The 15,191-nt window shown below is 62.6% G+C and carries 15 protein-coding genes; 2 read left to right on the top strand and 13 right to left on the bottom strand.

Annotated elements, in window-relative coordinates:
- Nucleotides 1–47 precede the first annotated feature (47 nt).
- The 5 genes from QWU44_RS10875 to lepA all read right to left on the bottom strand — a co-directional run bounded on the left by QWU44_RS10875 (nt 48) and on the right by lepA (nt 6,056).
- Nucleotides 48–701 (bottom strand): hypothetical protein, encoded by a 654-nt coding sequence (locus QWU44_RS10875; protein ID WP_370915696.1) that lies wholly within the window; start codon nt 699–701, stop codon nt 48–50.
- A gap of 224 nt (nt 702–925) precedes the next feature.
- The gene (locus tag QWU44_RS10870) at nt 926–1,897 is read right to left on the bottom strand and encodes a diacylglycerol kinase (RefSeq protein ID WP_370915695.1); all 972 of its coding nucleotides are present in this window, start codon (nt 1,895–1,897) and stop codon (nt 926–928) included.
- A 583-nt stretch (nt 1,898–2,480) separates the two neighbouring features.
- A complete protein-coding gene (locus tag QWU44_RS10865; protein WP_198736940.1) occupies nt 2,481–3,140 on the bottom strand; it encodes a hypothetical protein in 660 nt (219 codons plus the stop codon).
- A gap of 84 nt (nt 3,141–3,224) precedes the next feature.
- Complete coding sequence (locus QWU44_RS10860; protein WP_370915694.1) at nt 3,225–4,190, bottom strand: GIY-YIG nuclease family protein; 966 nt, start codon at nt 4,188–4,190, stop codon at nt 3,225–3,227.
- 18 nt (nt 4,191–4,208) lie between these two features.
- The gene (gene lepA, locus QWU44_RS10855) at nt 4,209–6,056 is read right to left on the bottom strand and encodes a translation elongation factor 4 (RefSeq protein ID WP_198736938.1); all 1,848 of its coding nucleotides are present in this window, start codon (nt 6,054–6,056) and stop codon (nt 4,209–4,211) included.
- Nucleotides 6,057–6,226: 170 nt separating this feature from the next.
- Between lepA and QWU44_RS10850 the strand changes: the two genes are divergently transcribed.
- Both QWU44_RS10850 and rpsT read left to right on the top strand, forming a co-directional pair.
- A complete protein-coding gene (locus QWU44_RS10850) occupies nt 6,227–6,790 on the top strand; it encodes a type II toxin-antitoxin system PemK/MazF family toxin (protein ID WP_370915693.1) in 564 nt (187 codons plus the stop codon).
- A 210-nt stretch (nt 6,791–7,000) separates the two neighbouring features.
- Nucleotides 7,001–7,264 (top strand): 30S ribosomal protein S20, encoded by a 264-nt coding sequence (gene rpsT, locus QWU44_RS10845; RefSeq protein WP_370915692.1) that lies wholly within the window; start codon nt 7,001–7,003, stop codon nt 7,262–7,264.
- Between the two features lie 153 nt (nt 7,265–7,417).
- On the opposite strand, the gene holA is transcribed toward rpsT, so the two are convergent.
- The 8 genes from holA to QWU44_RS10805 all read right to left on the bottom strand — a co-directional run bounded on the left by holA (nt 7,418) and on the right by QWU44_RS10805 (nt 15,051).
- The gene (holA, locus tag QWU44_RS10840; protein ID WP_370915691.1) at nt 7,418–8,392 is read right to left on the bottom strand and encodes a DNA polymerase III subunit delta; all 975 of its coding nucleotides are present in this window, start codon (nt 8,390–8,392) and stop codon (nt 7,418–7,420) included.
- Complete coding sequence (locus QWU44_RS10835; RefSeq protein ID WP_370915690.1) at nt 8,340–9,896, bottom strand: ComEC/Rec2 family competence protein; 1,557 nt, start codon at nt 9,894–9,896, stop codon at nt 8,340–8,342. The genes holA and QWU44_RS10835 overlap by 53 nt, the downstream gene beginning before the upstream one ends.
- Entirely contained in the window at nt 9,893–10,558 is a 666-nt protein-coding gene (locus QWU44_RS10830; protein ID WP_370915689.1) for a helix-hairpin-helix domain-containing protein, read from the bottom strand. Before QWU44_RS10830 ends, QWU44_RS10835 begins: the two co-directional genes overlap by 4 nt.
- 77 nt (nt 10,559–10,635) lie before the next feature.
- Nucleotides 10,636–11,469, bottom strand: coding sequence for a DegV family protein (locus QWU44_RS10825; RefSeq protein ID WP_370915688.1), 834 nt, complete (start codon nt 11,467–11,469; stop codon nt 10,636–10,638).
- Nucleotides 11,470–11,551: 82 nt separating this feature from the next.
- On the bottom strand, nt 11,552–12,262 hold the full coding sequence (locus QWU44_RS10820; RefSeq protein ID WP_370915687.1) for a histidine phosphatase family protein: 711 nt from the start codon (nt 12,260–12,262) through the stop codon (nt 11,552–11,554).
- A complete protein-coding gene (rsfS, locus tag QWU44_RS10815) occupies nt 12,259–12,726 on the bottom strand; it encodes a ribosome silencing factor (RefSeq protein ID WP_370915686.1) in 468 nt (155 codons plus the stop codon). The genes QWU44_RS10820 and rsfS overlap by 4 nt, the downstream gene beginning before the upstream one ends.
- A gap of 199 nt (nt 12,727–12,925) precedes the next feature.
- Nucleotides 12,926–13,582 carry a nicotinate-nucleotide adenylyltransferase gene (gene nadD, locus QWU44_RS10810; protein WP_370915736.1) on the bottom strand — a complete coding sequence of 219 codons (657 nt, stop codon included), beginning with the start codon at nt 13,580–13,582 and terminating at the stop codon, nt 12,926–12,928.
- 74 nt (nt 13,583–13,656) lie between these two features.
- Nucleotides 13,657–15,051: a glutamate-5-semialdehyde dehydrogenase gene (locus tag QWU44_RS10805; protein ID WP_370915735.1), complete on the bottom strand. Its 1,395-nt coding sequence runs from the start codon at nt 15,049–15,051 to the stop codon at nt 13,657–13,659.
- Between the last annotated feature and the right edge of the window lie 140 nt (nt 15,052–15,191).

Below are 15,191 nucleotides of genomic sequence, written 5' to 3'. Positions count from 1 at the left end.
TCCCGGGGCACACCCCCGGCGACTGTGCCCCGGCTCGGAAGCGTCGGTCACTTCGCCTGATAGAACTCGGGGGCGCGGTCCCGGGACGGGTCCATCTGGACGTTCGTCACCACGAACTCCCCACCGTCGTAGACCATCTGCGCTTTCATGAACCGCGTCGGGCAGCACGCACCGTCATTCGGCCCCGGCGCGTACCATCTGAAGTTGACCCGGCCGTCCTGGATGGTGAGCTCATCGGCCGGGCCCCGGCCGGGATTCTCAACGACCTCGGATCGGGGTGCCGCGCCGAGATACTCCCCACCGTTGGTGTAGAAGACGAGGACCGACGGCCAGGGCACACCTCCGGCACTGCAGTAGATGTCGATCATCCCGTCATCGACACCGTCGCCAGTGACGTCGCCGATGACGATCGCCGGATCCGGGGGCGAGCCGTCCCACGGATCGACCCCGGCGATTTTCGCGAAACCGCTCATCTGGTCCGCGACCGGGAGGACACCGTCGACCAGTTGGCCCGCATCGTGCCCGCAGACCGGGGGGATCCAGGCGTTCATGAGCTGGTCCGCTGTCACGGGGAGAGCCTCCGGCGTGGAACCGCTTCCCGTGGTCCCCTGCTCCGAATCAGTTTCCCCGCCGATAGCTGAGCAACCGATGAGCATCACTATCGCACAGACCAGTGCCGCTCCCGTTTTCCACGATCCCATGGACCACGCCCCCTTTTGCAATGTTCAAGCCGGCACGCCACTAACCAGCACCATACTTTCACTCAGTGAAGAAGGATGAGAGCTGCGTGGTTTGAAATTACTATGCGCTCTATCACACTCACCCCACCCTGAAACACCGCCCATGACCGTCATTCACTTCGGTGGCGGGGAGGTGAGCTTTCGGGCGCTCACCAAGGTCACACCATGGCACACCTAGGTCTCAATCAGGGAGCAGGAACGATGAAACGCCCCGCTGCCGGAACCGCCTCAACAGTGACCGGGAGCGCCGACATCCGCTCACCATCCGCATACGCATCGACGCCGTACACCCACACGTCCGCACTACGCACCCGGTAGCTGTGCACCTCCGGGAGTTCCACATGCGTGCCCTTGATGATCTTCCCCATGCAAGAGGCGAACCGGACCCTCCCGGATGGATCCACCAGCGTCACATCGAGTAACCCGTCCCGATGATTGGCGAAGGGACACACCGGAAACCCACCACCATAGGTACGGGTATTGCCGAAGGCCGCGAGCATCGCGGCACCACGGACCGTCAACGAGCTATTTTCCTCAATTCCGACATCACCGGGAACAGGGTGCCTGCCGTGCAATTCCATGGAAAACGACAGCGGGCGAAGACTGATAAGTTCGGCGGCGATGGAGAGGTTGTAGCGGGCGGAGCCGTGCGGCCAGGTCATCCGGTTCGCCCTATCACTGACCAGGGAATCGAATCCAGCGGTCATCACTGTTCCGAACCACCGTTCGTTCCCCGTGGAATCGGTGATCCGCCCCAGATCTGTCGTCACCGTGAAACCCGCCGCAATGACCTCCGCAGCGGCCTCCGGGCTCGTCCGAGGAAGGTTGTACTCCCGGGCGTGATCATTTCCGGTACCTGCAGGTATGACCCCGACCGGGATCTTCTTCCCTGTAGTCTCCTGGAGCACGAGGTTGATCATGCCGTCGCCGCCACAAACCACGATCGCGTCAAAGCGCCCCGATTCAACGGCTTCCCGGGTCAACCGCCGGGAATCCTTCGTCGTCCGCCCTTGAAAAGCTAGAACCTCGACACCCGCATCGCGAAACGCCGCCATCGCACGCTCGGTGGAATGCCGCGCACGACCGTGCCCACTGTCGGGGTTCGTGAGCATGGCGACGGCGCCGATGTCGACGAAACCCATCGGATAGTCGGTCATGTGGTTACTTTCGTTGTCCAAGTTTCTGATGTGAAGGACGCCGGGCAACACCGCTATCCGGCTCCCGTCACTGCGGGTATCTTGATCCTTTCACAGACTAGGTTGAGAACTCACACAGGCCCTCATCTCGAGTTCTGGACTCCTTCAAAGAGACTCGCCGACGCCACCACTGTCCTGGTCGGACATCTCTGGGGCCCTGCTCAACCGGATGGAGATGTCCCCGGTTTTCGCCCTTCCGGCGAGAAACACGTCTTGCTGAGCACCGTGAACGTTCGTTCCATTCTCCCGGCACGGTCCATCTTCGGGTCACCCACATCACCACCAGCAGCATGACTTGTTAGTTACCTACGAGACGAACATTCTCCCGCTTGACGTTGACGACCTTCTATTCCAAGCGGCGTAGGTCACGACGTGCTACCCGAACCGACGTACCGGTCCTTGGACTATAAACGACGAACCCCGCATACCTCGCTGCTACCAATCCGAGGCCACTGCCGTTTCCAAAAGCTCCACCAACAACCCGGGCTGACCCACTCCACACCGAGATCTACCGGATATCGGACCGAAGGACATCAGTTCCCCGTCACACCCGAACAGAAAGCTGTGAATAGATACTCGCGGCGAGCCGGGTCATCTCGAAGGAGTACACGGCGATGATCAGGGTGAACAGTGCTTTCACACTGTCACCTAGAACGAAGATGTCTCCACCCCGTGAATACTGATAACAGAGCAGCGAAATCACCAGAGTGAGGGCGTAAACCCCGATGGCGAACACCCTGTTCCATTCATGGATCAGAGTGTCCTTGTCACTCTCCGGGACCTCCGGCCAGACGCGTTCGGTCACCAGCCAGAAGTAGAAGATGAAGGCCGATGGCACCGCCATCAGGTTGATCACCAGGAACATCAACGGCAGCACACCACTTCCGCCACCAATGAACAAGCCCGCCGGTATCAGCCCAACCACGAGCACGAGTATCAGGAACGGGAACAGCGTCGTCACCACCAGCGGGATGAGTGAGCGGCTGAAATCGGAATAGGTGATCGTGCGGATGAGCAGATGCCGGTTCTCCGTCGACCGGGCAACCGACGGAGCCGGATTCGGACTCTTCGCCCGGAACCCACGGAACTTGATCACCGCGATGATCAGTACCGCCAGCTCGATCACTGCCATGATCTCCACGGGAAAGCCCTGGAAGAAATCCAGGGTCCGCTCGATGATCACCGGAACACTGTTGACTTCCATCTCTACGGTTGCACCCCTCGCGTGTCTCATGAAACAGGTCGGGGGAACCTTAGACGATGATGCTGTGAGTCATCTGGGAGTGCCCTACGAACCAACCGCTCTCACCTCGGAGACCAACTGAGGACTGTGCCACCGGCCGATTTTCGCCGCTGACGCCTGCCTCATCAACGAAAGAACGAAACCCCGCAGCTCACTGAGCAGTCCAGGAGTATCGCGGATAAGGTTATGGAGCGATCCTGCCGGAAATGTGAGCGCATCCACCGTCGCAGATCGGTAATGCCGTCGGAACAGGACGCCCTGGTGTTTCTTCTGTGACCACCACCGTCTCCCCACGACACCGGGAGGGCAGTTAAGTACACACACCGGGGATGAGCTGGATTCGGTGCGTGGGGCGTAAAGCAGTTCAAGATTCCCGACAGTCAGGGTCGCGTATCTGCCGCCTGCTGTAGACGGCAGATCCGAGACCGTCCACCAGACCCCCTCTAGTTCTTCGCATGAGGGGATCAACAGCGAAAGTGCACAGTGAAAATCGCTGATCACCTTCCGATACGTCAGATGTTGCCCCCGGGAATCCGTGTAACGACGTAAACGTGAGGCACCGCACCCCCGAGGATCTGGCATGGGCACCATTCCGACGGACATGGTTGTGTATTCTTCTCCGCCTGTCGCCCAGTGACTCTGATCGTCAACACTGATGATGACGTCAAGTGAGGAAGGCTGGCGGTGTCCCCTGTTCCATGCCCGATTCCGCAGCGATTTACCTGTTCTGCGGAGCCGGATGATTTCGGAACGCTCCACGGCATCCAGAGAATCTGACGGGACAACGGCGAAGAGTAGCGTCTCAATATCCACCCACGCTGCATGATGCCTCGAACCGTGCCTATGGGCAGAAAAACGCCTCACCATGTCGGTCGTCTGCCCGACATAACACGAGCCATCCGTGAAACCGAGGATGTAGATTCCTCCTGCAGAACCAGGCAACAATGGGGCGATACTGGTCAGATCCGAAACTGTCCATCGCCGGTACCTCAGTTCTCTGGACGAGAACACCACGCCCCACCGAGCCTTCTATCCCTCGTCCGTCGAGAGCGCCGCGACGAAGGCCTCCTGCGGAACGGAGACGGAACCGATGTTCTTCATCCGCTTCTTGCCTTCCTTCTGCTTCTCCAGGAGCTTGCGCTTTCGGGAGATGTCGCCGCCGTAGCACTTCGCGAGGACGTCCTTGCGCAGGGCGCGGATGTTCTCGCGGGCGATGATCTTCGACCCGATGGCCGCCTGGATCGGCACCTCGAACTGCTGGCGCGGGATGAGGTCCTTGAGCTTGACGGTCATCTTGTTGCCGTACCACTGGGCGTTGTCGCGGTGCACGATGGCGCTGAACGCGTCGACGGGTTCACCCTGGAGGAGGATGTCGACCTTGACCAGATCGGATTCCTGCTCCCCGGCTTCCTCGTAGTTGAGGGAGGCGTAGCCGCGGGTGCGGGACTTGAGCATGTCGAAGAAGTCGAAGATGATTTCGCCGAGCGGCATGACGTAGCGGAGTTCGACGCGATCCTCGGAGAGGTAGTCCATGCCGCCCATCTGGCCGCGTTTGGCCTGGCAGAGTTCCATGGTGGTGCCGACGAACTCGGCGGGAACGATGACCGTCATCTTGACGATGGGCTCCCAGACCTCCTTCGGTTTGCCGCCGGGCCAGTCGGAGGGGTTGTGCACGGTCATTTCTTCGCCGGATTCGGTGACCACGCGGTAGCTGACGGATGGTGCGGTGGAGATGAGATCGAGGTCGAACTCGCGCTGCAGCCGGTCACGGGTAATCTCCATGTGGAGCAGGCCGAGGAAGCCGCAGCGGAACCCGAATCCGAGGGCGACAGAGGTCTCGGGCTCGTAGACGAGTGCGGCGTCGTTGAGCTGCAGTTTGTCGAGTGCGTCGCGAAGATCCGGGTACTGCGCCTGGGAGATGGGAAACAGTCCGGAGTAGACCATCGGGTTGGGTTCCGCGTAGCCCTTGAGGGCTTCCTCGGCACCCTTGTTGGCCCAAGTGATGGTGTCGCCGACCTTGGATTGGCGGACATCCTTCACACCGGTGATGAGGTAGCCGACCTCGCCGGGACCGAGTCCGACACATTTCTTCGGGGTGGGGCTGACGATGCCGATTTCGAGAAGTTCGTGGGTGGCCCCGGTGGACATCATCTTGATTTTCTGACGGGGTTCGAGGGTGCCGTCGACCATGCGGATGTAGGTGACCACGCCACGGTAGGTGTCGTAGACGGAGTCGAAGATCATGGCGCGCGCGGGGGCGTCGGCACCCTTGTCGGAACTTGGCGGCGGGACGAGTTCGCAGATGCGGTCGAGGAGTTCGGGGACGCCTTCACCGGTCTTGCCGGACACCCGGAGAACGTCCTCGGGTTCGCAGCCGATGATGTGTCCGATCTCCTCGGCGAACTTGTCGGGGTCAGCGGCGGGCAGGTCGATCTTGTTCAGGACGGGAATGATTTCGAGGTCGTTCTCCATGGCGAGGTACAGGTTCGCGAGCGTCTGTGCCTCGATGCCCTGCGCGGCGTCGACGAGCAGGACCGCACCCTCGCAGGCGTCGAGCGCGCGCGAGACCTCGTAGGTGAAGTCGACGTGACCGGGGGTGTCGATGAGGTGCATGACGATCTGCTCGCCCTCGTGCGCCCCGGAGCGCGGTACCCACGGCAGGCGTACGTTCTGCGCTTTGATGGTGATGCCACGTTCACGCTCGATGTCCATGTTGTCGAGGTACTGGTCACGCATGTCCCGGGCGTCGACCACACCGGTCAGACCCAGAATCCGGTCTGCGAGGGTGGACTTCCCGTGGTCGATGTGGGCGATGATGCAGAAGTTACGGATCTGCTTGGGGTCTGTGTACGTAGCTTCGGCAAAATTGGCGGCCATGTGTGTGACGGTCCCTTCCTTATTGGAGCTCTCCTGACACTACCCGACCGTGCAGTCGCATCCCATGCGTAGCGACGCCCAACCTCCCGGACGTCGGTAGAGGCAACCACAGCGACGGGGAACCCGATGTCCAGCCCGCGGAACACACGGAGTGGCTAGGCTGTTGTCCTGTGGATGACGATAGACGACACGAGGAAAGCTGGTTCCACCGCGCACTAACATCTGTGCTCGGGCGAGGTGACAGTGCCCTGAACCAGGGCCTCGAGGTGATCAATGACCGATTGGGGCTCAACCCGGATAGCGGAACCCCGGCGCATCGGAGCACCAAATCCGCGACGACTTATGCCGCGCAACCAACCGCGAGCATGGCCCGAAGCATCTACTACGCACCGGATATGGACGGCCAAGCTGATCCCGGCGAAGTCGTGTGGATCTGGGTGGACACCGACGGCCCAGGCTCCCCAGCCAAGGAGCGGGCCATCATCGTCATCGGCAGATCCAGGCAGCACATGCTCGGCCTCGTGATCTCCCCAAACCCGGGACACGCCGAAGAAGATAACTGGCTGGGTATCGGGTCAGGCCCGTGGGATGAGTCCGGCAGGCAGTGCTGGGTACGGATGGACAAGGTTCTTGAAGTTCCTGAGTTGGGGATCCGCCGCCAGGGAGCAATCATCCCCAGACACCGCTTCGAAAGGATCGCGAACCGACTACGGTCACGATACGGGTGGGGATGACCAGGTTGCGCCGTTTGTCCGGAGCATCGGACACTGATACTCTGTCAAGCTGTTATTCACTTTCCGGGCGTGGCTGCCGGAGCGGTCAGGACCTTGGGTCCGCTCAATAGAACGCATCCACCGCGATCATGATCCACAGCGATCGTGATCTGGACAGATCCGGCCGGTGGTTTCAACACAACCAACCACGAGTTCAAGAGGTATTTTTCAATGGCTAACATCAAGTCCCAGATCAAGCGTATCCGCACCAACGAGGAGCGCCGCCAGCGCAATCAGCACGTGCGTTCCGCCGTCCGCACCGAGATCCGCAAGTTCCGTGCGCTGGTCGAAGAGGGCAACAAAGACGAGGCCACCACTCAGCTCCGCATCGCTTCCCGCGCTCTGGACAAGGCCGTCACCAAGGGTGTGTTCCACCGGAACAACGCCGCCAACAAGAAGTCCAAGATGGCGTCCGCGCTGAACAAGATGGACTAATTTTCATCTGCTTGTTCTGCCCACCACCGCATCGTGTCGGTGAAGAGGTGCAAAGAACAACATGTCAAGACCCCTCTTCAGGCTTCGACCGGGAAGGGGTCTTTTTTCATGCCGCCTTCATTCCAGCCGAAGAAGCGGTGGGGGCACTCGGACTCACCCCGCCAGCTCAGCTATCCTCCGTACCGCGTGCTCGATGGCGTAACCATCATCAGCGGCCTGCCCCTTCACCGCCGCATCGAGGTCCGCCACGATGATCACGGCCTCCGAGACAGCCTCACCGTTCCACGTTCGGGCGAGACGGGCGGTCTTCTCCACCTTCCACGGCGGCATCCCCACGACCCGGGACAGACCATTGGCATCAATCCGGCCTCGGGTGGAGTACAGGCGGGCAATGGAACCGACGGTGGTGGACAGCGCAGCGGCGAGCATCACCGGTGACAATCCAAGCTGGAGAGCACGGCGAGTGGAAGCGACAGCACGCTGCATCTGCCCGGAACAGGCTAGATCCGCGATGTCGAACCCTGAGACCTCGGCCACTCCCACGTAATAGTCACGGACCTTCGCTTCGGTGACCTCTCCCCCGGTGTCGGCGACGAGTTGGCTCACGGCGCTAGCGAGTTCCCGCAGATCCGACCCCACCCCCTCCAACAGGGCACGGACGACGTCGGAGGTGACCCGCACGCCGTGGTTGCGGAACTCCTGGTTGACGAAGGTCGGGCGTTCGCTGGGCTTGATCTTGTCCGCCCGGTGGACCTCCGCCAGTTTGGACAGTTTCGACACCATCGCCTTGGTCCGACCGGCCCCGGTGTGCAGGATGATGAGGTAAATCCCAGGCGCGGGGCTGCCCGCCGCGGACAGGATGAGGTCCGCCGCATCCTTTCCCGCGTCCTGTGTGCCGGTGAGGATGAGAACCCGATCCTCGCCGAACAGGGAGGGGCTGAGAAGTTCCGCGAGTTCATTGGCGTTGACATCCCCGGCCCGCATGGTGGTCACAGGTAGCTCGGTGCCGTCCGGGAGGGATTCCCGGACGGCGGTGGTGACCGCGATGCGGGCGCGCTCGGCGAGGAATTCCTCCTCACCGAGGATCAGGTGCACGGGGGCGGGGGGTGACGGTTTCACGCGCTCCATCGTGCCACATCCCCACGGACGGTCCACTGGTCACCACCGGATGTTCCGAGCGGTGCGGAGTGAACACCACACTAATCAGGGTGAGCAGCACAGCTCCGAGAACCAGCACCCGGACCTGCCCCGCATAGATCGCCCAAACGGTCCAGCAGCAACCGAGGATCACCCACGCCACGCCGAGCCATCCAGCGGCGACCGGAACAGTGGCGTGCGGAAGTCCCGCGAATACCCTGGCGACTCCGTCGATCCACCGGAGCAATGGTGTGAGCATCCAGAGGCATGCGCCCGCAAGCTGAGGTCCGGGGCCGGGAAACGCGGCAAGAAGCGCCGCAACGAGTCCGAGGACGGTGATCGGTGGTACCGCCGCCGCAGCGAATACGTTCGCTGCCACGGAGACCAGCGAAACCCGACCCGCCATGATCGCGATGATCGGCATCGTCACAATGTCGGCGGCGATCGCCACGGACAGCGCCCGGACGATGATCGCGGGCCAACCGGTGGCGGCGAGGGGCCGGTGCAGGAGTGGGTGCAGAGCGATGATTCCTGCGGTCGCCGCCACGGACAGCGCAAACCCGTAGGACACCGCGAGGTCACTGCGCCACAGCAGCAGGACAATGGTGGAGAGGCAGAGTGCGTGCGCCGGTTCCGCCCTAGTTGCGGCGAGCACGGCCACGAGACCGACGATCCCGGTTGCTGCGGCGCGCAGCACACTCGGTTCCGTGCCGACGAGCCCCACGAAGGCCGCGAGCGCACATCCCGCTCCGGCGACCTGGACACGAGGGCCCACGCCCAACAGCCGGGTGAGGATGACGACGGTGGTGGTGACGATGGCGACGTTCGATCCGCTCACCGCGGACAGATGCGACAGGCCGGTGTCGAGGAACATCTGCCGTTGACTGTCCCCCTGTCCCGTGATGTCCCCGAGTACCATCCCGCGGACGAGTCCGGCAGATTCCGGGTCAAGATACCGGGCGGCGGTGTCTGCGAAGGAGTCGCGCACGTGCGCCGCGGCGCGAGCTGGTCCCGAAGGCCCGTGCAGTACCGTCACGGAGTGCGCATTGAGCAGAAGCGTACCGACGCCCGGCCGGTCCGCAGCCCCCGTGTCCGCGGTCACCCGGATCAGGGTCCCCGCAGATTTCGGAATCTCCTCTCCACCGCGGACGAATACGGGTATCTCCGCAGGATGACCGGGCACGTGCAGGCGGAGAAGCCAACCGTCATCACCCACCCGGACGGGTCCGGTCACGGTCCTGCCTTCCACGGTGACGTGTTCCAGCGAATTCAGGTGGTGACGATCCGCTGCCGCCACACGGCACCGGGAGGTGACCACTGCCGCGCCCCCTGCTCCGAGTATCAGGAGACACTGCCCGGGAGCCCGGAATCCCACCGCGATCAAACCGGCAACTACAACCACTGCTACCCCCGTAGACCAAGACCTACTGACGAGAACGACGGCGACCGCAATCCAGACGACAGCCGCCGCAGGCAGGAGTCGGAGCTCTGTCACAGGGTGACCAGTCCCTCGAGTCGGGTGAGCTTCGCCGGTCCAATCCCAGGTACAGCCGTGAGATCCTCGATCGTGGTGAATCCCCCGTTGTCAGTCCGGTACGAGATGATCGCCGCACTCGTCGCCGGTCCAATCCCGGGCAGTGCCTCGAGTTGTTCCGCGCTGGCGGAGTTCAGCGACACCGGCCCGGTGGCGGCTCCGGACACTTCCAGCGGAAGTGCGGTACCGGGGTCGGGCACGATCAACTGCATCCCGTCGACGAGCCGCCCAGCCAGGTTGATGTGCCTTGTATCAGCATCCGGGAGTACCCCAGCCGCCACGAGGGCATCAGCGGCGCGACTGTCCCCCGGCAACTCATGGAGCCCCGGGTGTTCCACGGCTCCGACCACAGAAACCACGATCGACGGTTCCGGTTCCGGTTCCGGCGAAAGAGTCTCACCGGTATCCACAACCACCGGGCTCACTTGCGCACCGGTGTCGGTGGGAACAGGTCCCCGGAGCATCAGCCACCCTCCGATGAGAAACATGATGCCGACGAGCGCGAGCACTCCCTGCCGGAGGGTGACGTGCAGCCTGGGTGTCGGAAAAGCGACGTCGAGAAGCTCCTCCTCTCCGGTCGGACGGGAGAGTTCCGCAAGTCTGTCGCTGATCCGTTGAGCCATGCCGACACGGTAGATCCCGGCTGATCAACGCTGCCCGGGAATGGAAATCAACCTGTGCACCAATTGAATCGGGCCAGCTAGTCGCCTGTGGAAATCCCATCGGCGAGCTCCGCGGCGTCCGCAGAATAGACCATGGACAGTGCGACCGCACCCGGCCCCGAATGCACGGCGAGCACCGGATCCATGTCGACGATCATCAGTGTGGAGCCCTCGGGCAACCGCTCGGTGAGCATCTGCGCCAGTGCCCTGGACGCTTCCCTCGCCTCGTGTTGCTGTATCGCCGCAAACACCGGTGTGTCACCGACACCGTGACACGAGAGTTCCACGAGCTTCGTCATCCCCTTAGACTGGGTTCGGGTCTTCGCGAGGATTTCCAGACGCCCGTCCTTCAGATGCAGGATCGGGCGATTAGCCAGCCCCGTCGGCATGGTCGAGATCAATTGCGTCGCGGTCGACAACCTTCCTGACCTGCGGAGTTCATCCATCCGATGCACGTACAACCACATGTCACCGCGGTCCAGGACATCGACCGCGGCAGCGTAGCAGGTCTCCAGATCCGCCCCGTCCAGGGCCAGTCGGGCGGCCGCCATGACAGCAGCCCCCACCCCCATCCCCATGGATGACGTGTCGACCACACGCACCAGATCATCATCGAAGACGGCGGCTGCAGTAACCGCATTGGACCAGGTCGAGGACAGCTCCTTTGACAGATGCAGGGCCAGAACACCCCCGTCCCCGCCACGCTCAAGTTGCCGGGCATAGACCGCCACAAGTTCAAGTGCGGACAACCCAGAGGTGGAACTATCTTTGCCGTTACGCATCATGTGCAGGTCAATCACCGTGATGTCCAGGTCATCGACGACCACATCAGGCAGACAGGCCGCCGAATCAGTGACGACACGTACGGGCATAGGGGTGAGAACTCCTCACGGTGACGGTTCCGGATTTAGTTCACCTAAACGTAGCACCGGTGAGGGCAGGACCCGAAAGCGATCAGTGCGCGCTGTAGGTGACTCCGGCATTCCAGACATCGAGATACCAACGCGCACGGGTGACGTTGTCCGGGGTGAAGATCGCCTCGGGCATGATCTGATCCGCATCACCGAGAGCATCGCGGCTCCCGGGATAGAACGGCGGCCGGGCGGTAAGCTTCGCCCAGTGGCAGTTGTTCGGCCCGTTCAACAGCGGCAACTGCTCCGGTGCAATGTTCAGCAACGACGCTGTCAACGCTTTCAGGGTGCCACCATGGGCGACGAGGAGCACAGCGCCCGAATCCCAGTCGTCGTACGTGCGCATCAGCTCATCGACGACCTCCCGCGCCCGGGCACCAACCTCAAGATGAGTTTCCCCGCCCGGCGGTGCCCAGTTCACGTCCCGACGCCAGATAGCCCGGGCACCGGGATGCGCGGCATCCACCTCGATGTTCGTCTTCTCCTGCCATTCACCCAGATCCGTCTCCCGGAGACGGCGGTCCTTCTCCACCGTGAGCCCGAGGGCCTCGGCGAACGGCGTCGCCGTGTCGTGGGCTCGGGTCAGGTCAGAAGAGAGAACCCGGGTTATGCCGAAAGAACGGAGTGGCTCGACGACCGCACGTGCCTGCGCACGCCCGATATCGGAGAGTGTGGAGTCGTAGTGCCCCTGCATCCGGCCGGTCGCGTTGTAGTCGGTCTGACCGTGGCGGAGCAGGATGAGTCTGCGGGTCACAGCTCGTTCGCGTCGGGTTCCTCGGACGCGAGCGGGATCTCATCGATGGAACCGACGGCACGGACATCGACGTCGTTCGACCAGGTTTCGGGGCGCTCCGGGGTCTCGATACCCTCGATCTCGATGAAGGGGCAATCACGCCACAGACGATCCAGACCGTAGAACTCGCGCTCCTCGGTGCGCTGAACGTGGACGACGATCTCACCATAGTCGAGAAGCGCCCACCTACCCTCGCGTACACCTTCACGACGGATCGGCTTGGCACCGACCTCGCGGAGCTTCTCCTCCACCTCGTCGACAATGGCTCCGACCTGGCGGTCAGTGGCGGCGGACGCGATGACGAAACAATCCGTGATGATGAGCTGACCAGAGACGTCGATGACGGCGATCTCTTCAGCGAGCTTCTCTGCCGCCGCGTGTGCGGCAACGGTGGCGAGTTTGATGGAGGTGGTGGTTGCAGGCACAGGTTCTCTTCCGTGAGGGTCTTCTACTTCGCGTGTGCATGCCCGGCTGGAATACGTTGCACTTTCGCAGCCGTACCACCCGAGCGCACACTCTCAGACCCAAGTGTCCCACGGTTTGCGTGTTACGGCACATTTCAACGCGGACACCCGGGCAAATTCGTCACCCTACCCCACCCTGAACACATCCATCCCGGTGGTGTCAGGGCATCGGATCATGTTCGGCATCTGCGCCACCTGGCCGGTAGAGCTGACGTTTCGCGATGTACTGCACCACACCATCCGGCACAAGGTACCAGAGAGGTCGACCTTCGGCGGCCCGCTGACGGCAATCCGTCGAAGATATCGACATGGCGGGAATCTCCAACAACGACAGCCGACGGCGGTGCACCTCAGGGAGAATGTCATCATCGAGTTCATATCCTGGCCGGGTCACCCCGATGAACTCCGCGAGGACGAACATCTCCTCCCAGTCCCGCCACGTAACGATCTTCGCCAACGCATCAGCACCGGTAATGAAGAACAGTTCCGCAGCGGGGAACTGACGCCGCAAATCTCGGAGCGTGTCCACGGTGTAGGTCGCGCCCCCTCGATCAATGTCGACACGGGAGACCGTGAACCGGGGATTGGAGGCCGTCGCGATCACCGTCATCAGATAACGATCTTCCGCTGGACTCACGTTACGACCTGATTTCTGCCACGGCTGCCCCGTGGGCACGAACACCACGAGATCCAGATCGTGCAGGTCCGCAACCTCACTGCCAGCGACGAGGTGCCCATTGTGGATAGGGTCGAACGTCCCGCCCATGATCCCGATTCGCCGGACCCCGGGGACTCGCCCACCGGCATCCTCGTGCATACCGGCCAACTCTGCGGAGGTGTTCATGGTCGGTGATTCTACCCGGGTGACTGCTCCACGGAGCCGTCACTCGGTCAGGGGCGGGTCTGCCCGTCGCCTGTGAGCACCCACTTCGTGGTGGTGAGTTCGGGCAACGCCATCGGCCCGCGGGCGTGCAACTTCTGGGTGGAGATGCCGATCTCAGCACCGAACCCGTACTGTTCCCCGTCGGTGAACGCGGTCGAGGCGTTCACCATCACCGCTGCGGAGTCGACCCCCGCGACGAACCGGTCCGCTGCCCTGATGTCGGTGGTGACGATCGCGTCCGTGTGCCCCGATGACCACCGGGAAATGTGCTCAACAGCACCGTCGACACCGTCAACCACACCGACGGCAATGTCCATCGACAGGTACTCGTCAGACCAGTCTGCGTCGGTCGCAGGCTCAACATCCGTGACACCGAACGCCGCCAGCGCGTCAACGTCACCGTGGATCCGGACACCGGCCTCCTGCAACGCCTGTACGACACGCAGCTTGTCGGCGTCGGCCAACGCCACGTCGAGAAGCACCGTCTCCGTGGCGTTGCAGACACTCGGACGGCGGGTCTTGCCGTTGATGACGATGGCGATGGCCTGATCGAGGTCCACCGTACCGTCGATGTAGACGTGGCAGTTACCGGTCCCGGTCTCGATCGCGGGCACGGTGGCACCGGTGACAACGGCCTCAATCAGCCCAGCCCCACCGCGCGGGATCACGAGATCGACCAGACCACGGGCCGTTATGAGATCCTGCACACTGTCGTGGGTCTCACACGGCAGGAGCTGGACGGCCTCACGTGGCAACCCCTCCTGCGCGAGAACGTCCTGCAGCACTGCGACAAGCGCGGTATTCGAGTTACGGGCGGAACGCGACCCGCGCAGAAGTGCGACGTTGCCGGATTTCAGGGCTAGACCGAAGGCGTCCACGGTGACGTTGGGCCGGGCCTCGTAAACCATGCCCATCACCCCGAGTGGTACCCGAACCTGACGCATGCGGATACCGTTCGGCAGGGTCTTCCCGCCTGTGACGTCCCCCACTGGGTCGGGAAGGGCGGCGACCTGACGCAGGCCACCCGCGATCCCGGCGATCCGGTCCTCGTCCAGGGCTAACCGGTCGATCAGGGAATCGTTCATACCGGCGTCACGCCCGACCGCAATGTCGTGCGCATTCGCCTCCAGAATCTCTTCGGAGCGGGAGACCAGTGAATCGGCTGCGGCCAAAAGCACGGCATTCTTGATGTCCGTCGTGGCCTGGGCGATCATCCGCGCCGCGGCTTTCGCCGCGCGGGCCTTCGCCAGCACCTCCTCGCGTTCCCTGGCCCGGGTGGAGATGAGCGTGTCGGTATTCTTCGCGGGGTTCATGCCGCCGAATCTTAGCAGCGCAGAACCAACTGTGCGGCGCTTCACCACAGGCCGGAGGCACGAACCATCTCCCCTTCCCCGCCGGATCAGGCGAACGCCCAACACTCATAGAACATATGTTCGATATGGAAAGTGGGTGGTGTCCCACCCCCAATTAAGCTGTCCGGTAACGAGCAATACCCACCACTTCACCTCCGTACAAATCCCGGTGGTGCGACGACAAGGATCCC

It is taken from the genome of Corynebacterium sp. CCM 9203, from assembly GCF_041357675.1.
In the GTDB taxonomy this organism is placed as follows: domain Bacteria; phylum Actinomycetota; class Actinomycetes; order Mycobacteriales; family Mycobacteriaceae; genus Corynebacterium.
This window is presented reverse-complemented; position numbering and strand designations above follow the sequence as displayed.